We start from the raw sequence: 18,976 nt of genomic DNA, 5'->3' as shown, positions 1-18,976 counted from the left end.
AACAAGCTGTTTTCGCAGGTCAGGGTGCCTGTGTGTCCTGGGTGTCAAGGGGTCGCAGATTCAAATCCTGTCGTCCCGACGGCCTGCGTGGTGACGCCGCCATGGCGCCGGCGGTGGTGCGCCGCCTCGTCGAACGGCACCTCGGCAGCGCCGCCTCCTGACCCGCGCCTGCACCGCCTCACCGACCGGGAGCGCGAAGTCTTCGTCCTGCTGGCCAAGGGCGCCAGCAACGCGGAGATCGCGGAGCGGCTGTTCCTCGGGGAGACGCACGTCAGCCGGGTTCTGTCCAAACTGGACTTGCGTGACCGCGTCCACGCCTATGAGAGCGGTTTCGTGCGTCCTGGTGGGTGGTCGACGGGCGCGTCAGGACGTATTTGGCGGCCGTGCGATCGATGATGAACAATGATCTGTTGTGTTCACAAGCGGGGAAGACGCGGACCCGGTGGCGGCGCAACTCGCCTGCATGATGATCGAATGCCGGTTCGCTGAAGTCGTCGACCGCACCGATGGCCTCGGCCCTGAACCCGATTCGCCCGTAGAGAGGGCCCGGTGGCGGCTGGCGCTGTACATCCGGTCGGTGGCATTCGTGAACCTTCTTCGCTACGACGAAGCGGAAGTCGCGTGTCAGGCCGTCCTGCGGTCGGCGGACGCGGATGGCGACCACGTCGCGCGCATCAGGGTTCTGGGATACGGCATTGCCGCCGCCTTCCTGCAAGGGAAAGTGGACGAAGCCCTGGGCCGACTCGACGAGGTACTGGCCGCCGCCGAGACCATGGACCCCGGCCCGGAGCGGACCTTCGCGCTCGTCGCCGCCGCGACCACCACCGGGATCATCGGGCTCTCGGAGCTGAGCGATCGGCTGATCTCCGAGGTCGTCGGTCAGGTGACGCGAGCCGCTTCCGCCGGCGTGATCCACCCGGGGGTCATGCGCATGCTCCACGCCCTGATGGTCGTGAGGCGCTGTCAGTTGGCCATGGCGCTGGAATCCCGTGATCCGGATCGTGCCGGCGAGCTGTACCGCAGTGTGGTCTGCCTGGTTCAGCAGGCGGGGTGCGGCCCCGATTCCGCAGCGACGGGTGACGGTTCCTCGTCGCCGGTGGAGGCGGGTGCGCTCGAACGACCGGCTTCGCTCTTCAAGGCGCACCACACCTTCGCCCGTATCGCCGTGGGGGAGGAGAGAGCAGGGCTGGAGATTCCGGACTCCCCCGTCCTGCGGTCCGATCCGGATCCGCTGGACATGACCGCGGCGATCATGTGGGGGCTGTGCCGGTTGCGTGCGTTCCTGGGCGGCGATCAGCCTCGACCGGCCGAGCTCCGCACCATGCTGGAGCTCGGCCGTGGCGTCACGGATCTGGCCGTGGGCATGCCCACCCTGGTGCTACGTGCCGAGAGCTATCGCCTGTACCTGGCGGTCGCCGAGCGAGCCGGTGAGACGCTGTTGAGTGCGATGCTCAAGGAGAGGCACGAGGCCGCGGTTCACGAACTCGAGTGGAGCGACCGGCTCGAATGGGCGTCCTTCTCAGGGTTTCGCTCGGAGATCATGCGGAGCGTCCGGGACGGCCTCTGACAGCGAGCGAAGGCTGATCAGGGGTTGTATGCGTACACGATCACGTTGAAATCCTCGGAAATGGTACCGTACTGCTGCGTGTAGAGCTGGCCGTCGTACTTCCCGACGACCGTGCCCCGCACGGAGACCTCGGTCTCGCTCTGCTTGCGGTAGAACGCCCCGCCCGAGTCCCCTTCCAAGACCGAGTTGCCGTTCGTCGACACCGCCAGGTGGGAGATGCACCGGTAGATCGCGTCGAACTGTTTGCACATCGTCACGTCGTCCCTGACCATGACGTGGTTGCAGGTCGTACCGCTCGACTGCCCGCTCGCGCAGTACTCGAAGCCCGGGGCCGCATCGCCCGATCCCTTGAGATACGCGGTCGAGTTCCCGCTCAGGGGGCCGACGTACATGCGGTACGAGTAGGTCTTCCCAGTGATCATCGCGATGTCGTGCTCGGCGTTGCGCGCGGTCACCGTGCCGATGGGGTTTCCGGCCGCGGTCAAGACCTCGACGCCTTCGGTCCAGCAGTGCGCCGCGGTGATGAGACCACGCTGCCCGGTTTTCCTGTGCTTGACGGAGAAGCCGCTGGAACACGTCTTCGCGGCCGTGCGGATCGACGCTCCTCCCTTGAAGGGTGAAAGGTCGTCCGTCCGTCCCAGTTCTGTGGCACCGCTGTCGGAGTAGCGGACCTGGAGCAGGGAACGGAACTCCTGCGGCAGTGCTTCGACCACCATCGGCGGTGCGCTGGTCCGGAGGTCGAGTTTTCCGGTCTTGGCGTCGACCGAGTAGACGTACGTGTGGTCGGTCGCCCCCGGCGCCCAGGTGCCGGCCTTGACGACCTCACCGAACCGGTCGATCGACGCCTTGTCCCACGGCGTGCTGACCGTGTCGACCGACGCCGGTAGTGCAGGCAGGGCCGACCCGGCTGGGAAAACGGCGCTGTACCTGGATGTTTTTCGGTCGTAGGTGGCCTGCAGGGCTCCGGCGGCGCGAATGCCGGCGATCGTCTTCGCCGCCCTTGTCTCCTCCTGCAACTCGAGTGCGGCCGCGCTGTTCCTCCCGGAGGACGCTGACGTGCTCGCGGTCTGCTCCGCGACGTGGCCCGCGACCACCATCCCGATGGAGAACAGTGCGATGGCTGAGGCCGCAGCCTTGTGATGCCTTGATTTCCTCGTCGACAACATCCTGGATCTCCTCGATGTCCCGGCGACGGGAGATGCCGCCGATTCCGCGTCCGGGAGAAGCTATTGAGGGGCACATGCCGGAACAAGGCGCGTGCCGCTGGGTGGCACACGTCGCAGCGAACACGAACTTTCTTTCGAAAGTGAAACCCTGTCGACGAGTTCTCGTACCTGTTCTTGCGCTGGTGATCTGGCTTCTAGTCGATGTAAACGACTGCGCTGTGAGTGCTCCTCATGTGTCTAACGTCCCCCAGTTGAGACGGAAGCCGGGAATTCTTGACACATCAGAAACAATGAACTTACAGTTTCGAAAATGATCGACAGTGTCACGCTGAGTGGTGCACCGGGGTCCGCGGTTGTGCGCACCCGTTGACCCGCGGGCGAGATGACGCGACGGCAAAACACGGTGTGGCTGCCACCACCACTTCGGGACGGATGGAGGTGCGAGCGGACGTGAACGAGACGAAGACCATTGGCGAACCGGTGCTCGAACGGGCTTTCCGGGTGCTGCGCACGTTCGGTGCGGAACGGCGGCCGCTGTCGTTGACTTCGCTGAGCGCGCGTTCCGGCTTGCCGAAGTCCACTGTGCTGAGGTTGACGCGGACGCTGGTGCGTCTCGGGGCGCTGGAACGGTGCGCCGAGGGCGGGTACACCATCGGGCTCGGTCTGTGGGAGCTCGCGACGCTCGCGCCGCGGGCAGAAGGGCTTCGTGCCAGAGCTTTCCCGTTCATGCGAGAGTTGCACGGAGTTACCGGGCAGCACGTGGTTCTGAGTGTGCTCGACGGCGTGGAAGCGGTGATGACCGAGTTGCTGTCAGCGCCGGACGCGGTGCGGATGCCGTACCGCGTGGGCAGCCGATCTCCGTTGCACGCGACCGCGCAAGGGCAGTGCCTGCTGGCGAACGGCCCGGCGGCCCTGCAGGAGCAGGTCCTCGCCGGCGAGTTGCTCGCGGTGCCGGAGAACGTTCCGACCTGTCCTCAACGGTTGCGGTCGCGACTGGCCGCCGTGCGGAGCGAGGGCGTGGCGGTGGTGAGTTGTGCGGTGCCGGAGGCGCACACCGCGGTGTCCGCGCCGGTGGTGGACCACAGAGGACAGGTGATCGCTTCGCTCGCCGTCGTCGTGCGGGCGCCCGGCTGCAACGTCCCGGCTCTGCGCACCGCGGTCATGGCGACCTGTCACGCCGTGAACCAGAGCATCCGCGCCTCGCCCGTCCACGGTTTTCCGGACGACCCCACCTCGCCCGGAGCCGGAGTTGCCGGTCGTTCGTGCGGTTAGCGCGGCTTCCGGTCTGGCCGCTCATTCTGCGATGCGTCGGATGATGTCGCGCATGGCCTGCGATCGCAGACCCGCGAACCGCGCCCGCTCCAACCGCGTGGTCCAGTCCAACTCGTCGAGCGCCGCTTCGTGGCGTTCCCGGACCGCCGCACTCTTGAGCGGGTCGCCACCGAGTCGGCTGACCTCCAGCAGCACGCGGGTCGTTTCCGCCTGCAGCACAAGCGTTCTGGTGCGGTGGGCGAGTTCGGTGAGGCGCTGGGCCAGGCCTTCCCAGCGGGCGAGGTCGACCTCGTCGTCCTCCAGGCCGATGCGCAGCCGGCACAGACCCCACATGATCTCCGTGGTCGCGCCGACCGCGTCGAAGGGGTCGACGAGGCCGGTCACCGACTTGGACCGCACGATCTCCTCGACGTCGGCGGTCTCACCGATCGCTGTCTTGGCGAAGCACAGGTGGGCCAGGTACAGCTCGGCGGGCCGCGCAGCCAGTGATCCTCGCGCCCTGTCGCCGTGGACGTCGACGCCGATCTTGGCTGCCAGGTCGAGAACACCGCGGTAGAGGCCGGCTGACTTCGCGGGCTCCCGTTGTTCGAGCTCGATGGCGAGCTGACAGCGGCGAGTCGTCATCAGGGCGCGCAGGAACATGCTGATTCCCGCGGGAACGACTCCATCCGGAGCGGCGGCGACTTGGTCCACGAGACCGCTCAGCAGCTGGTCGCTCAATTCGGTCAGTCCGATCATGCCGGACCCGATCGCCGCGGCGACCAGCGTGGACATCCGCTCGGCCCCTGGTGACATGGTCTCCGCGGCCGCCAGGACCTCGTCGAGCCGGTCCACCGCCTTCTCGGTCTCGCCCAGGAAGTAGGCGGTGGCCAAGCCGTACCCGAGGACCCGTGCGCGCGCGGTCTGGTCGTCGTCGGCCTCGGCCGACTGGAGAACAAGCCGGCAGGTGTCCTCGGCCTCTGCGTAACGCACCAGTACGACCAACGCCGCCAGTCTCAGGTGCAGCAGCTCGCGCCACCGGGCTCGCAGACCTGGATCGGCCGGTTCAGGGCCCAGGTCAGCTGTGCCCTCCACGACTTCGACGAACTGGCAAGCGTTGAGGAAGTGCCGCACCCGCGCTATCAGGGGATCTTCAGCGAACTTGCTTTCGAACACGAACGGTCATCTTCGTGCAGGGCGAATCGGCGCGCAACCGCGTCGGCCTGGATCGAGGCGCACGCCGGCGGTGGCAGCGACAGTCCACTGTGGCCTGACGGTGGATGCGCTCTCACAGCCGACGTCGAGTTTGCTCAGGACGCTGCCACGAGCAGTTGCGCTCCGGTGGCGCGCAGTCGTTCGAGAGCACGGCGGTTCTGGATCGGCGCGGTGATGAGGGTGTGTTCTCCGCCCAGTGCGAGCCAGGGCGTTCCGCCGGTCGCGGCGAGAACATCACCGCAGGCGAGCAGAACGGTGCGTCCGGAGGAGACGGTGGAGAACGCTTCGACGGCGGCCGACTGGTCTTCGTCGAGGTGCACCACGCCGCTGGTGTCCACGCGGTGGCACGGGAGGAAGGCCACGTCGACACGATCGCGCTGTCCGCCTTCTGGAGCCGGCTTCAGCACCCCGCCGTGCAGCGTTCCGCCGGTGACGCGCACGGTGAAGCGGTCGAGGTCGTCCGCGAGCTGCTCGCACGCCGCGAGGTCGCCGGTGACGACCGTGATGCCGGTGAGGTCGGAGCGCTGGTTCACCGCGGCGGCGACGTCGGCCGAAAGTCGGCCGGCACCGAGGAAGACGGTGTCGTGCGAGCGCAGCAGGGCCGCGGCCATCACCGCCTCCGCCACGGGATCGCGGCGAACTCGGCGTGACTCGCTCACGGCTGGTTGCGCGCCTCCCCACACGCGGCGCACGTGCCCGGCGGCCTCCAGGTCACGCAGGTCGGACCGGATCGTCACTTCCGAAACCCGGAGCTGCTGACTGAGGTCCCCGATGCCGACGAAGTCCGCCCGTGCCACGATCTCCAGGAGCTGTCCCTGTCTGCGGACACGGTCCGACGGTGGTCGTCCCGCCATCCCGTCCTCCTCGCCATCGGCTGGCGTCGCCACGGGCTGTGAGCGTGCTGAAGCCGCCGCTCACCCAGTGTACATTTAGGTTTCAACATCCTCGCCTTCGAATGTGAAGGCCCGTACGAGACGGCGAGCGAGGAGGGGTATGGCCACCGAGCAGGCACCCGGCGAGCTCACCGTCACCGAACGCCGGCAGCGCATCGTCGCGGTGGTCCGGCAGCTCGGGTTCGTCCAGGTGCGACCGCTCGCGCAGGAGCTCGGCGTGTCCGAGGTGACCATCCGCCAGGACCTGCGGTCGCTCGAGGAGTGCGGTGCGCTGCACCGGGTCCGCGGGGGAGCGGCGGCGACCTCCGGCACGGCCGCGCCGGCCCGACCGGCGCGCGCGGACTGGGCCGACCCCGCCGTGGGCACCATGGTGGCCGCGTTCGTCCGCAGCGGGGACACGATCGTCCTCGACCACGGTCCCGGCATCCGTGCCGTCGCGGAAGCGCTCGTCTCCCGGCGCGACCTGTCCGGCATCACCGTGCACACCGAGTCGCTCCCCGTCCTCGCGCCGTTCGCGGGCCACTCCGACCGGTTCACCGTCGTCGTACCCGCAGGAACCCTGGACGCGACTCACCGCGTCGTGCCCGACCGGGAGACCGAGACGAACGCCGACCTCGCTGTGCTCGGCTGTGCCGGCGTCAGCGCTGACGGGCTCCTGGCGCGCACCGAACCCGAGGCCTTCGCCCGCCGCCGTGCCGCTTTCTCCGCCCGGCGTGGCATCGTCGTCGTCCCGCCCGAGGCCCTCGACGGGCCGGGGGAGCATCTGGTCTGCTCCCTCGACCACGTCGACGCGTGCATCACGAGCCGGGCTCTCGACGAAGCGGTGGCCGCGCCGTTGCGCGCCGCAGGGCTCCGGATCTTCGCCGTCTCCTGACCCGGCGAAGCGCTTTCCCGGCGGTGCGGCAGGTTGTGCCGCTGAGTGGAACGAGCGCGTTCCCGCCCCGCGGGCCTTGTTAGCGTCCGGAACACATTCGCCGATCTCGTTCCTCCCGTGCTCCCCGAGCACGGGATTTCCGGCGTTTCCTCGTTCCAGGGCAAGGAGGCCTTGTGATTCGACGAATCTCCGCCGTCTGCGTTTCTCTTCTCCTGATGACAACCGTGGTTCTGGCGCTTCCGGCCGCCGCCGCGGTCCCACGCCCGGTCATCGTCGTTGCGGGCACGTTCGGTCCCGCGTTCTTCTACGAGCCGCTCGCCGATCGCCTCCGCGCGGACGGACGCCCGGTGGCGGTCTTCCCGCTCACGGGGCTGGGAACGGCCGACATCCGCGTCTCCGCACGCGATCTGAACAGGTTCGTCGACGACTTCCGCGCCGCAACGGGCGCGAGTCAGGTCGACCTCGTCGCCCACTCGCAGGGCGGACTGGTCGCCCGGCAGTACGTCAAGAACGAGGGCGGTGCGGGAGAAGTCGCGAACCTGGTCACCCTTTCCACGCCCCACCACGGCACCGTCGTCGCGAACATCGCCGACTTCTTCGGCGGTGGCGACTGCCTGAGAATCGTCGCCTGCCAGCAGATGCAGGTGGGATCTGACTTCCTGAGCAGTCTGAACGCCGGGGACGACACGGTCGGGGCGGTGCGGTACACGAACCTCTACACCCGCTTCGACGCGCTCGTGCGACCGATCGACAACGCCCGGATGAACGACGGCGCCACGAACGTCCTGGTGCAATCGCAGTGCCCGTACCGGGTTGTGGTCCACCTCGGCATGCCCTTCGACGGCACGGTCTACAGCGGGGTCCGAGACGTGCTGCAGGGCAGGGCGATCGCGTTGGACTGTTCCAGAGCCTGACCGGCATTCGACGCACAACGGCGAGTTCTTGTTTCGGTGGACGGCACTTCCGTTGAGGACCTCACCCTCTTCTTCCTAGCGTTCGCCGCGGATCTCCGGTCGACGGAGTGATCGGAGATCCGATCCGGCGGGAATCGACGAATCGGGCTGCGCCCTGCTGTTCGGGCGCGGATCTCCCGTGGCGCAGGTGATTCGCGCCGGACACCCCTGCAACTGTTCGACAGAAGGGTTCAGTCGTATGAAAACGATGTTCTCGCGGAGGGTCTCGGCCGTGCTGGCCGTGAGTGCCGCGATCTTCGGTCTGGTACCGGCGGGGACGGCCAGCGCGGCCAAGCAGTGCGACTTCTCGTTCAGCACCGGGAAGTTCGGCTGCACCGGTTCGAACGGTGTCCGCAAGAGCACGGACGTCATCGGCGCCCGCATCTACACCGGCACCGGCTACACCGGCGACATGCTCACGATCTGGGTGCCGCAGCCGTGCCCGAAGAACGACAAAGTCGATCACTTCATGCTCCTCAACGACAGCTCTTGGCGCAACCGGGTCAACTCCGCGCAGGCGTTCTCGACCTGCTGGGTGTGGCTCTACCGCAAGGACGGCAACCGCGACGGCCCGTTCCAGGGCAACCACCCGGACCTCACCTTCGCCGGTGACCGCACCTTCCAAATCGGCTTGAGCTGAAGGAGCAAGACGTGATCAACAGGAACAAGGTCTTGGCGGCACTGGCGATGGCGATCACAGCCGTGTTCACCGCCCTGCCGGCCGCGAACGCCACGCACGACGGCCAACCGACCACGCAGGAACTGATGTACAGGTGCGTGAGCGCGGACTACTGCCAGTTCAAGCCCAACGGTGCCATGCAGATCTTCAGCGGCCCCCGTCAGCTGGCAGGCAGCGGGACCAACTGCACGAGCAGCCTGATGACCAGGGTCATCAACTACTCCGCCACCACCGGCACGAAGAACACGTTCGGTGTGGAGATCAGCGGCGGCGTCCAACTCGGAAAGATCTTCGAGGCGTCCATCAAGGCGAGCTACACCCGTGAGTGGTCGTTCTCGGAGACGAAGACGGACGAGGTCCGCCAAGAGATCAAGCCCCGCAAGAAGGTGAACATCTTCGCCTCGAAGCAGAAGTCGCGCGTGAACGGCACGTGGGAGATCCACTTCGGCAAGCGCTACTACGGCCACTACTACTGGTACGTGAACGGCAGCGTCGACGGCCAGACCAAGGACCAGGCGTGGGACATCAGGGCCGAGGAGGTCAACGCGGTCTGCTGAGTCCCGTCGTCCACCGGGGCCCCGGCGCTCTCCCCGCCGGGGCCCCACGTCCCACGAGGTCCATCATGCTGATCAAGTCGCTCGCATGCCTGACCCTGTTGTTCGCACTGGGCACGGGCACAGCTGTCGCCCACGTGACCGCGCACGCACCGGACAGCCCGCCGGAGAAGGGCGGGCACGGCACCGTCGTGCTGCGCGTGCCGAACGAGGAAACGCAGTCCACCACACGTTTCGAAGTCACGCTGTCACCGTCCTTCGGCATCACGACCGCACGCACCCGTCCCGTCCCCGGCTGGGACGCCGCGGTGCGGCGCGGTGACGGCGGTGTCGTCACCGCGGTCGTCTGGACCGCCCGGCCCGACAGCGGAATCCCCGGCGGGAACGAGCACTACGAGGACTTCGGCGTCACTCTCGGGCCCCTGCCCGCCGATGCCGACCACGTCCTGATGCCCGCCACCCAGTTCCTCTCCGACGGCAGCACGGTGAGGTGGGACGACCAGCCGGACCGTCCCGCACCGGTGGTCGCGCTCGCCGAGCCGTCCAGGCACGGACACCACGCCACGATCGCCTCCGACGTGCCCTGGGGTGCGGTGGTGGGCCTGCTCACAGTGGGACTGCTGCTGGCCGTCGGCGGGTTCGTCCTCATCCGCCGCAAGGGGATCTCATGACGCGCGTGCTGCTCGTGATGTTCTTTCTGGTCCTCTGCCTGGCGCCACCAGCCTCGGCGTCGCCCGCTCTGCTGACCGCCAACCCGGGCACGAACTCGACGATCTCGGTGGCACCGCGAGACGTCCGGTTGACCTTCGACCGGACGATCGCGGGTGCTGGTCCGTACTCGATCGCCGTGACAGGTGGGGGCGAGCAGTGGTCCGAGCCGATGATCGGCGCGGACGACACCGTGCTGACAGTGCCGTTGCGTCCCGCGATGCCGGCAGGCGACTACCTCGTCAGCTACGAGCTGACACCTCCGGACGGCGTGCAGGTGAAGGGGGAATACCGGTTTTCGCTCCAGGACAGGGCTCCGACGCCGTGGTGGGTGTGGCTCGTGGTGGGAGCGACCGTCGCCGGCGTGGCCGCGACGGCTTACCGGCTGGCGTACCGGTGAACGCGCACGGCGAGGTGCGGGTGTCCGCATCTCGTCGGCGAATCAGAATCGGTCTGCGGGCTCGTAGCGGACCGGGGGGATGCGCTGGCACGCTGCGGTGACGATTTTCGAGTGGCACGTTTCAACGACCGGCTGATTGCGTCGAGTGTGTCGGCTGTTGATCACGGACGGTTCGGCTGTGCTCCATCCCGCAGGTACGTGAGTGTCGCGAGCACCCGCCGGTTGCGGTCGTCGCCGGGTGTGAACCCCAGCTTGGTGAAGATGTTGCCGACGTGCTTGTTCACCGCAGCCTCGGAGATGAAGAGTCTCCCGGCGATGGCGGCGTTGGAGTAGGCCTCCGCCACCAGGCCGAGGACCTCTCGTTCGCGGTTCGACAGGGTTGCCAGCGGAGTGCTGCTGCGTTTCAGCAGTGTGCGCACCACCTGTGGGTCGACGATGGTTTCGCCGGCTGCCACCCGGTGCAGGACGGAGATGAACTCCTGCACGTCCCCGACTCTGTCCTTCAGCAGGTAGCCGACGCCGATTCCGCCGCCCGAGTCCAGCAGGTCGGAGGCGTAGCTGGGTTCCACGAACTGGCTCAGGGCCACCACGCGCAGGTCTGGGCGGTTCTGGCGCAGGCGCACGGTCGCGCGGAGGCCCTCGTCGGAGAAGCCCGGTGGCATGCGGATGTCGGTGACGACCAGGTCGGGGTCGTGTTCCGTCACAGCGGCGATCAGGGCTTCCGCGTCGCCCACCGACGCCACGACCTGGAAGCCGAACCTGTCGAGCAGCGCCGCCAGTCCTTCCCGCAGTAGCGCACCGTCTTCTGCCAGGACGGTGCGGATCATCGGTTGTTGCACGGGAACTCCGCTCGCACGGTGGTGGGCCCGCCGGTCGGGCTGGACAGGGACAAGGTGCCGCCGAGGGCCGCGGCTCGGTCGGCCAGGCCGGTGAGGCCGGTGCCGTGGCTCGCGTCGGCGCCGCCGCGGCCGTTGTCGGTGATCTCCACCGTGAGCACGTCGCGCCGGACGTGTGCGGTCACCTGGATTTCGGTGGCACCGCTGTGTTTGCTGGCGTTGCTCAGCGCTTCGGCCACTACGAAGTAGCCTGCTCCCTCCACCGCGCTCGGTGGTCGGTGCGGAATGGCGCAGCTCACGGCGACCGGTGTGGCCGAGCGGTCGGACAGTTCTCGCAAGGCGGCGGGCAAACCCAGGTCTGACAACGCTTGCGGGTGTATGCCGTGGATGAACTCCCGCAGTTCGGTCAGCAGCAGCTTGGCCTGCTCGTGGGCGTTGGCGACGGGTTCGGTGCCGGGGGAGTCCGGTGGCATCTCCAGCTTTGCCAGGCCCAGTTGCAGGATCAGGCTGACCACGCGCTGCTGAGCGCCGTCGTGCAGGTCCCGCTCGATCCGGCGCCGTTCCGCCTCGAAGGCGGTGACCAGGCGTTGACGGGACCGGGAGACCTCCACCAGTTCGGTCCTCAGCCGCTCGTCCGACACGCCGGACAACAGCGCCCTGGCCGCCGTCGCGTGCAGCGAGGCCAAGCCTGCGAACAGGTACATCGTCACCGGCAACAGCACCGCGCCCACGAGTGCGTACGGCAACGCCTCCGGCACGGTGCTCGCATGTCCGAACCCGAGAGCGAGCGGACTGTCCGGGCTGACCAGCAACGGGCTGACGATCAACGAGACGACCATCGTCATGATCAGGAGCAGTGCCGCGCTCGGCACGATCGCCAGGGTCACCAGGACCAGGTGGGCGAGCTCTCGCCAGGTCGCCGCTTCGGTGTAGCGGCGGCGCAACCAGCCGAGCCGGCCGTCCCTCACCGGGTGGTGCGGCGAGGGCGCCGGGTCGAGGTGGACCAGGCGCAGGCGTAGTCGCTCCACCTGCGCCACGGGCAGGGCCACGAGCGGGCCGGCGAGCACTATGAGCAGCAGGCCGGCCAGGGCTGCGAGCACCACCTCGCCCAGCGCGGCCTGGTCCGGGCCGAGGAAGCGGAGAGCCAGGTACGACCAGGGCAGGACCAGCGCGGCGACCGGGATGCCGGCGAGCAGCGAGACCACCGGTGTGCTCAGCACGTACGACAGGCCGCGCCACGGCCACGCGGTCAGGAGGAACCGGGGAAGCCCCACCGACTCCCAGATCGTGCGTGCGCTGCTCGTCGACACGAAGACCACCGTAGTCAACATCGACTTCCCCGTTCGGAGGTAGAGGTTCTACTACCTCCAACTCGGAAGTTGAGGACAGTGACCACGACCCCTGTTTGCGGTTGGCTGCAAACGTTGCACCGAACACGGGGGTTTTCATGGCTTGGAATCAGCACCTCACCGCCGGTCAGCGGCAGGGGGTGCCGAACGCGGGTTACCCGGCTGTGGAACTGCGGCAGGTCACGCGGATGTACGGGTCGAAGAACACCGGTGTCGCCGCGCTGGACAACGTCAGCCTGAGCTGTCCGGAGGGAACCTGGACCGCCGTCATGGGGCCCTCCGGCTCCGGCAAGTCCACACTGCTGCACTGCGCGGCCGGGCTGGACCAGGTGACGAGCGGACGCGTCGTGCTCTCCGGGCGTGACATCACCATGGCGCCGGACAGCGTGCTCACCGAGCTGCGCCGCCGCACGATCGGCTTCGTGTTCCAGAACTTCAACCTGATCAGCTCGCTGACCGCCGAGCAGAACGTCGCGTTCCCGTCGAAGCTCGCCGGGGTGCGGGTGTCGAAGAACGACGTCCGGCAGACTCTCGCCGGCGTCGGGCTCGCCGACCGCGCGAGCCACCGGCCCCGTGAGCTCTCCGGTGGTCAGCAGCAACGCGTCGCCATCGCCCGCGCGATGATCTCCCGTCCCGCCGTGCTGTTCGCCGACGAACCCACCGGCGCGCTGGACTCGCACTCCGCGAAGATCGTCCTGGAACTGCTTCGGAACATGGTGCGGACAGTGGGCCAGAGCATCGTCATGGTGACGCACGACCCGGCGGTCGCGGCCAGCGCCGACACGGTGATCTTCCTGGCGGACGGCCAGATCGTGGACCGCGTGACCATGCCGACCATCCACGACGTCGCCGAGCGGCTCGCGCGGCTGGAGAGCTGAGCCATGTTCCAGATGTCGTTCAGCACGTTCCGCGAACGGTGGGAACTGTTCGTCGGCGCGATTCTCAGCGTCGGCGTCGGTGTCGCACTGGTGCAGGCGTCGATGCTGATCCTGGTGGCCACCGGAACTCCCCAGGTGCCGGCAGGGCTGCCGCGCCAGGCCGAGGACAAGATCCGCGAGGGTTACGTCGCCGCAGCGACCGTCATGGGCATGACCGCGTTCCTCGCCATGTTCCTCGCGGTCTTCATCGTGAGCTCCACGTTCAGCTTCACCGTCGCGCAGCGTCGCCGCGACCTCGCCCTGCTGCGCCTCACCGGCGGAAGCCGTGGCCAGTTGCGGGCGCTGCTGCTGTCCGAGTCGCTGCTGCTCGGGATCACCGGATCGGCGCTGGGGGTGCCGATCGGACTGGTGGCCGAGCAGGCGCAGACGTGGCTGCTCGTGGAGATCGGTCTGCTGCCCAAGGGGTTCACCGCCCCGTGGCACACGTGGGCCGTGATCGTCGCCGGGGTCGTCGGCATCGGTGTCGCCCTGTCCGGGGTGTTCACCGCGTCCCTGCGGGCGGCGAAGATCCGGCCGCTGGAGGCACTGCGGGAGACGGGCGAGGCGGCCAGGGTCATGACCCCGGCGCGGTGGTTCTTCGGCTTGTCCTTCGCGGCCTTCACCTTCGCCATGGTGGTGTGGGCGCAGGGCGCCAACCTGATCGGCGCGATGATGGCCGCGCTCGGCATCGCCATGTTCGGCGCGGTCGCCATGAGTTTGCTGAGCCCTCTGGTCGTGCCGTTCATGGCCTGGTTGTTCGGGATTCTCCTGCCTGGCAACACCTTGGCCGGCCTGGCGCAGGCCAACCTGCGGGACGGGGTGCGGCGCAGCGCCGCCACCGCCTCTCCGCTGATCGTGCTGGTCGCGCTCCTGCTCGGGCTGGCGGGCACCTTCGGCTCGCTCGCCGCCGCGGGTGGCGCGGAGGCGCAGCGATCGGTGAACGCCCACCTGGTGGTGACCTCCACGGGCGAGGAGGCGGAACGGCTGCAGGGGATCGAGGGCGTGGCGGTCGCCTCCCGGCAGAACGCCGTGGACATCACGATCACCGTGGAGAGGACGCAGAACCAGCGGGTGATCACGAGGAACTTCTACAGCGGCATCATCGCGGTCGACGCCGCCGACTACGCGCGTACGCACACGCTGCCGCCGTCGGCAGGTGACCTGGGCGCACTGACCGGCAACACGGTGTTCACCGGTCCCGCCCGGCACGCCGACCGGATCGGTCCCGGCCGGGTGCTCGTGGGGGATGCCGGTGGACAGCCGCTGCGACTGACCGTCGTCGGAGGACTGCCGGAGACCCTCGAGACGGGGGACAGCTTCCTGGTTCCTCGCCAGGCCCTGCCCGCACAGGTGTGGGCGGGTGCACCGACCGAAACCGTCGTCCAGGTCGCGCAGGGACAGGACCCGGAGGACGTGGCAGGCCGGATCGAGCAGGCGGGCTTCGGTGAGGTTCGGGCGGTGTCCGACTGGGCGAGGGCACGCGCGGAGAGCGCCCAGGACGGCAACGTCAAGATCCTGACGGTGCTGATGGGCCTCGCCGGGCTGTACGCGCTGATGGCCGTGGTGAACTCGGTGGTCATCGCCGGGACCGAACGGCGGCGCGAGTTCGCGGTATCCCGGGTGACCGGGCTGACTCGGCGTCAGGTGGTCGGGACGGCCGTGGCCGAGGCCGTCGCGGTGGCGATCATCGGTCTCGTGCTCGGATGCGTGGTGGCCGGGGCGGGTCTGGCCGGCATCGGCGGTGCCGTCCACAAGGCGATCGGCACGACCGTCGTGTTCGTCCCGTGGACGCTCCTGGCCGTCGTCGCGATCGCTTCGGTCGGCATCGTGGCGGTGACGAGCGCGATCACCGCGGCCGTCGCGACGAAGGACCGCCCTGTGTCCCTGGTCGCAGCCAAGGAATGATCACAAGCTGGCGACGTGTTTCCTGAGTGGTACGACGAGGTCCGGGTGATCGCCCTTGCCGGCGCGGTGCAGCAGCCGGGCGGCGACGTAGAACTGGGCGAGCAAGCCGGCGTCGGTCGCCAGCACGTTCGCGAACGTGTCGCGCACCCGCTCGGCGGTCTGCGGCACGAGGAGGCTGTAGCTCAGCAACGTGGCGGCGTCCGTTCCGGCGGGACCGCGGCCCCACGACTCCCAGTCCAGCAGACCGAACTCAGGGCCCATCAGGTTCGCCCAGTGCAGATCGCCGTGGACCGTTTCCCACTGGCGCACAACGGGGTTCACCGAGTTTCCGAACTGCTGCTGCATCCGGCCGGTGACCAGGGCCTGGTCGGCGTTGACGCGCTCGGTCGGCGTCGCCGCGATGGACGCGCTCGTCCTGCGCAGTTCGGCCCACCACTCGTCCGGGAGGTCGGCCGCGTGGCGCAGGACGTCGGTGCGGGAGCACGGCGTACCCGGCATCAACGTCATCAACTCCGCGCGTTGGTGCCGTCCGTGCTCCCACTCGAAAACGTCGATGACACGAGGCTTGGACAGGCCGGCGAAGGAGTTCGCTTCGAGATTTCCGGTCCAGAACTCACCTTCGATCCATTGCCCGTCCTCGGACACCACCCGTAGCCACAACCGCTCGTCGTTCCGTTGCACCGGAGCGCTGATCGATCGGTCCAGCCAGCCGGGTCGAGGTTTCCCGACGACGGTGAGACCGAAGTGTTCGGCCGCGCGGTCGAGGTTCTCGTGCATCCACTCCCGGAACTGCACGTCGGCTTCGCTGAGATGCGACCTCGACGCGGGGGCGTGGTGCCTGAGAACCGTTGTGCGTTCAGGTTGTTCCGACACCGGGGATCCTTCATCGTGGGCGCATCGACCGTGTTCCTCTGCTTGTTCTACTGCTTGGAGTTTTTCCAAGGGAAACGCCGAACGGTCTTCACGCCTTTCGGGTGTCGCCGTGGCGTTCCAGCAACGCCCGCAACGCGGCCATCTCGGTGGCGAGCGCCTGGCGTCCGGTGGCCGTGACGCTGACCCACGTCTTGGGTCGCTTGCCCTCGTAGCCCTTCTCGATCACCAGCAGCCCGGCCTCCTCCAGCACCGCGATGTGGCGCGAGAGGTTGCCGGCGGTGAGGCCGAGAGTGGACTTCAGGTACGCGAACTCCACCCTCTTCACCTCCGCCGCGATGGTGAGGATCCCCAGCCGGTGCCGCTGGTGGACGACGTCGTCGAGTGCCGCTGTCGGGTGCTCCGTCACGACGAGGCCCGGCCTGCCAGCAGCGCGCCGAGTCCGCCCAGCACAAGGGTGGTCGCGAGCAGCAGCACGCCACCGGCGCCGCCCAGAGCGTCGTTCTCCATGGACAGATTGTTGACGATCAGCACGCAGGCCGTGAACACCACCGCGATCACCGTGCACAGCACGCTGCGTTCGATCCACGCCAGCGTCACCAGACCGAGCGCGATCGCCATGAACTGGGCCCCGCCGGCCATCCCGAGATCGATGTCGACGTCCGGCAGTTGCAGTAGCGACAACGCCACCGACACCAGCAGGAGGCCGACGGGCACGAACAGCGGCCGCCACCGCCGCGCGCGGAAGCAGAGCAATGCCAAGCCCAGCAACACCGCCATGACGATCGCGGCGACGAGGACCGTCGGGTAGAAGAGCGTGTAATGCAGGATCACGCTGGTGCTCAACGGAATTCCGAACAGCACGGCGACCAGCCCGAACAGTGCTACCTGGACGTACGTGCCCGTCGGCGTCTCCACGCCGACGCGCTGGGCACGCCACCGATACCACCACACGGTTGCGAGCACGCCCACGAGCAGCGCCACGAGCCAGTACACCGCGAGGCCGAGCGGGTGCACCACCTCCGTCTTCAACCTGAGGTGCACCAACGGGTTCATCCACCAGCCCGGCCCGCCGTCGACGAGGTGGTCGGTCGGGTTCGGGTCGGCTTGGGACAGCGGCAGCGACAGGAGGGTCAGAACACCCATGAGCAGCAACGGGAACCAGTACCCGTGGCGGTCGTCGCGGGCGCGCTTGCGCAGGCCGGCCAGTTCGTCGAGCAGTTCGCCCGGATCACTCGTCATGGTGTTCCCCCAAACTTGACTGTGATGCAGTTAGGTTTGCATCGCAAACCAGAATTGTCAACGCGGCCGACGGCCCAGGGACGCGGTGCTGGTCCGTCGGCTCAACGGGGGCCGTTCTCAGAGGGCAGCGCTGACCCTGGTCGCGGCGGCCAGCCAGGCCGCGGGCACCGGTGCGACGGTCCGGCCGTGGCCGATCGCGGGGTCCACGCCCGCGTGGACGCTCGCCTGCCACCCGGCGGCACCGAGCCAGTCCGCCAGGTCGTCGCGTGCCGCCGTGAAGACCACCCCGTGCTTGCCCAGGTCTGCCCGCACCTGTGCGCCCTGCTCGCCGAGCATCGACACCTGCAGGTGTTCGAGGAGCAGGTGGCTGCCGGGAGCCGACAGCGCGGTCACCTCGGCCAGCAGCGCGTCGCCCTGCGCCGGCGTGAGGTACATCAGCACGCCCTCGACCAGCCACGCGGTCGGCTGCTCCTCGTCGAACCCGGCGGCGCGCAACGGGTTCGTCCAGTCCGAGGTGAGGTCGGCGGCCACCCCGATCCGCTCACAGGCCGGTGTCAGGCCGGAGCGCGCGACCAGGGCGGTCTTGAACTCGGTCATGTCCGGCAGGTCGAGTTCGTACCAGCGGGTGCCGGGCGGGCACGGCAGGCGCGTCGTGCGGCCGTCGACGCCCGCCGCGAGGGTCACGACCTGCCGCGCGCCGGCGTCCAGCGCGGTCGCGATCCGGTCGTCGAAGAACCTGGTGCGCACCACGTGGTAGGAGGGGAAACCGCTCGATGTGACGCCCATCTGCGCGATGAACGCGGCTGAGGGCGGGTGGTCCCTCAGTTCGTCGACGAGGTGACCGGCCAGCGGGTCGGTGAAGAGCGGGTGCGGCTGCCCGGCCTCGACGTGCCGCACCCAGGCGGTGTAGAGGGCGGTGTGGCTCAGTCCGTCCGCGGGGATCTTCAGGTCCGGCATCGGGTTCTCCTCCGGTCAGGCCAGGTCGGCGCGGAACGCGGCGGCCAGTGCTCTGGTCAGGTGGCCGAAGCGGTGACCGCGGGCGCGTTCCTCGTCGGTCATGCGGCCGCGCTCGAGGTTGAGCGACCAGCTCGCCCGCCGCGCCGGGGTCGACCACCTGTCGGAGTCGTCCGGAACGAAGCCCGCCTTGCGGATCAGCGGGAGCAGGCGGTCCGGGGCCGCGTGAGAGCGCGTCCGCCAGGTGTCCCAGCCGGTAGCTGGTCGGCTGCGCCAGCACCGTCCACTCGCCCAGCGAGAAGGCCGAGGCCACCTCGGGGTAGCCGCGCAACGCGTCGAGCGGTTCGACTCCGCGCACGAACGCGAGCGAGAAGATCTCGCCGAGAAACGCGGGATCGTCGTGACCGGCGTCCGCCCAGGACAGGTCGTGCTCTGACAAGAGGGCCCCCAGACAGGTCGCGGTTTTTGTCGCCGCGCCTGTCTTCATAGCCCGTTCGGGGTCAATCGGTCACGTGTTCGAGGGAAACCTGTCCGAGGATCTGGCCAGGGCGGCGTGACGGGACGACGTTCCCGCTCACGAGTGACGCGCGTCGCCCTTCTCCGATTCGGCCAGGCGAGGACCCACCGCCTAGGGTGCTGCATG

20 protein-coding genes and 1 pseudogene are annotated in these 18,976 nt (G+C 68.5%); 12 read left to right on the top strand and 9 right to left on the bottom strand.

Translation table 11 applies throughout. The annotated features are described in order from the left end of the window. Positions 1-89: 89 nt before the first annotated feature. Positions 90-396 (top strand): annotated as a pseudogene (locus PV646_RS33700) (helix-turn-helix domain-containing protein); the annotation flags it as partial. A 46-nt stretch (positions 397-442) separates the two neighbouring features. Next, positions 443-1,567 (top strand): hypothetical protein, encoded by a 1,125-nt coding sequence (locus PV646_RS33695; RefSeq protein WP_500346342.1) that lies wholly within the window; start codon positions 443-445, stop codon positions 1,565-1,567. 17 nt (positions 1,568-1,584) lie between these two features. Here PV646_RS33695 and PV646_RS33690 read toward each other — a convergent pair whose 3' ends face one another. Beyond that, positions 1,585-2,733, bottom strand: a complete 1,149-nt coding sequence (locus PV646_RS33690; protein WP_500346341.1) for a chymotrypsin family serine protease — start codon at positions 2,731-2,733, stop codon at positions 1,585-1,587. 450 nt (positions 2,734-3,183) lie between these two features. Between PV646_RS33690 and PV646_RS33685 the strand changes: the two genes are divergently transcribed. Next, the gene (locus PV646_RS33685; protein WP_500346340.1) at positions 3,184-4,005 is read left to right on the top strand and encodes an IclR family transcriptional regulator; all 822 of its coding nucleotides are present in this window, start codon (positions 3,184-3,186) and stop codon (positions 4,003-4,005) included. A gap of 21 nt (positions 4,006-4,026) precedes the next feature. On the opposite strand, the gene PV646_RS33680 is transcribed toward PV646_RS33685, so the two are convergent. Together PV646_RS33680 and PV646_RS33675 are read right to left on the bottom strand one after the other, a co-directional pair. Continuing rightward, positions 4,027-5,160, bottom strand: a complete 1,134-nt coding sequence (locus PV646_RS33680; RefSeq protein ID WP_500346339.1) for a hypothetical protein — start codon at positions 5,158-5,160, stop codon at positions 4,027-4,029. 134 nt (positions 5,161-5,294) lie between these two features. Further along, on the bottom strand, positions 5,295-6,053 hold the full coding sequence (locus PV646_RS33675; RefSeq protein ID WP_500346338.1) for a DeoR family transcriptional regulator: 759 nt from the start codon (positions 6,051-6,053) through the stop codon (positions 5,295-5,297). A 139-nt stretch (positions 6,054-6,192) separates the two neighbouring features. On the opposite strand from PV646_RS33675, the gene PV646_RS33670 reads away from it, so the two are divergent. From PV646_RS33670 to PV646_RS33645, 6 genes are all read left to right on the top strand, one after another. Then, positions 6,193-6,966, top strand: a complete 774-nt coding sequence (locus PV646_RS33670; RefSeq protein WP_500346337.1) for a DeoR family transcriptional regulator — start codon at positions 6,193-6,195, stop codon at positions 6,964-6,966. 215 nt (positions 6,967-7,181) lie between these two features. Continuing rightward, entirely contained in the window at positions 7,182-7,880 is a 699-nt protein-coding gene (locus PV646_RS33665) for a lipase family alpha/beta hydrolase (RefSeq protein ID WP_500346336.1), read from the top strand. A gap of 238 nt (positions 7,881-8,118) precedes the next feature. Next, positions 8,119-8,559, top strand: a complete 441-nt coding sequence (locus PV646_RS33660; protein ID WP_500346335.1) for a hypothetical protein — start codon at positions 8,119-8,121, stop codon at positions 8,557-8,559. An 11-nt stretch (positions 8,560-8,570) separates the two neighbouring features. Then, complete coding sequence (locus PV646_RS33655) at positions 8,571-9,155, top strand: hypothetical protein (protein WP_500346334.1); 585 nt, start codon at positions 8,571-8,573, stop codon at positions 9,153-9,155. A gap of 65 nt (positions 9,156-9,220) precedes the next feature. Further along, entirely contained in the window at positions 9,221-9,823 is a 603-nt protein-coding gene (locus PV646_RS33650) for a DUF1775 domain-containing protein (protein WP_500346333.1), read from the top strand. Continuing rightward, positions 9,820-10,260, top strand: coding sequence for a copper resistance CopC family protein (locus PV646_RS33645; RefSeq protein WP_500346332.1), 441 nt, complete (start codon positions 9,820-9,822; stop codon positions 10,258-10,260). Before PV646_RS33650 ends, PV646_RS33645 begins: the two co-directional genes overlap by 4 nt. Positions 10,261-10,421: 161 nt before the next feature. On the opposite strand, the gene PV646_RS33640 is transcribed toward PV646_RS33645, so the two are convergent. Together PV646_RS33640 and PV646_RS33635 are read right to left on the bottom strand one after the other, a co-directional pair. Next, positions 10,422-11,087 (bottom strand): response regulator transcription factor, encoded by a 666-nt coding sequence (locus PV646_RS33640; protein WP_500346331.1) that lies wholly within the window; start codon positions 11,085-11,087, stop codon positions 10,422-10,424. Then, on the bottom strand, positions 11,084-12,406 hold the full coding sequence (locus PV646_RS33635; protein ID WP_500346330.1) for a sensor histidine kinase: 1,323 nt from the start codon (positions 12,404-12,406) through the stop codon (positions 11,084-11,086). Before PV646_RS33635 ends, PV646_RS33640 begins: the two co-directional genes overlap by 4 nt. A gap of 137 nt (positions 12,407-12,543) precedes the next feature. On the opposite strand from PV646_RS33635, the gene PV646_RS33630 reads away from it, so the two are divergent. Then, entirely contained in the window at positions 12,544-13,323 is a 780-nt protein-coding gene (locus PV646_RS33630; protein WP_500346329.1) for an ABC transporter ATP-binding protein, read from the top strand. 3 nt (positions 13,324-13,326) lie between these two features. Then, the gene (locus PV646_RS33625; RefSeq protein ID WP_500346328.1) at positions 13,327-15,267 is read left to right on the top strand and encodes an FtsX-like permease family protein; all 1,941 of its coding nucleotides are present in this window, start codon (positions 13,327-13,329) and stop codon (positions 15,265-15,267) included. On the opposite strand, the gene PV646_RS33620 is transcribed toward PV646_RS33625, so the two are convergent. The 4 genes from PV646_RS33620 to PV646_RS33605 all read right to left on the bottom strand — a co-directional run bounded on the left by PV646_RS33620 (position 15,268) and on the right by PV646_RS33605 (position 18,336). Further along, positions 15,268-16,140, bottom strand: coding sequence for a phosphotransferase (locus tag PV646_RS33620; RefSeq protein WP_500346327.1), 873 nt, complete (start codon positions 16,138-16,140; stop codon positions 15,268-15,270). 88 nt (positions 16,141-16,228) lie between these two features. After that, positions 16,229-16,546 carry a transcriptional regulator gene (locus PV646_RS33615; protein ID WP_500346326.1) on the bottom strand — a complete coding sequence of 106 codons (318 nt, stop codon included), beginning with the start codon at positions 16,544-16,546 and terminating at the stop codon, positions 16,229-16,231. After that, positions 16,543-17,379, bottom strand: a complete 837-nt coding sequence (locus PV646_RS33610) for a hypothetical protein (protein WP_500346325.1) — start codon at positions 17,377-17,379, stop codon at positions 16,543-16,545. The genes PV646_RS33615 and PV646_RS33610 overlap by 4 nt, the downstream gene beginning before the upstream one ends. 117 nt (positions 17,380-17,496) lie before the next feature. Continuing rightward, positions 17,497-18,336, bottom strand: a complete 840-nt coding sequence (locus tag PV646_RS33605) for an SAM-dependent methyltransferase (RefSeq protein WP_500346324.1) — start codon at positions 18,334-18,336, stop codon at positions 17,497-17,499. 241 nt (positions 18,337-18,577) lie between these two features. Between PV646_RS33605 and PV646_RS33600 the strand changes: the two genes are divergently transcribed. After that, positions 18,578-18,769, top strand: a complete 192-nt coding sequence (locus tag PV646_RS33600) for a hypothetical protein (protein WP_500346323.1) — start codon at positions 18,578-18,580, stop codon at positions 18,767-18,769. Positions 18,770-18,976 lie beyond the last annotated feature (207 nt).

It is taken from the genome of Streptomyces sp. ID05-26A (assembly GCF_033794685.1).
In the GTDB taxonomy this organism is placed as follows: domain Bacteria; phylum Actinomycetota; class Actinomycetes; order Mycobacteriales; family Pseudonocardiaceae; genus Lentzea.
Note: the sequence above shows the minus strand (reverse complement) of the source record. Positions and strands in the feature narration are given on the sequence as shown.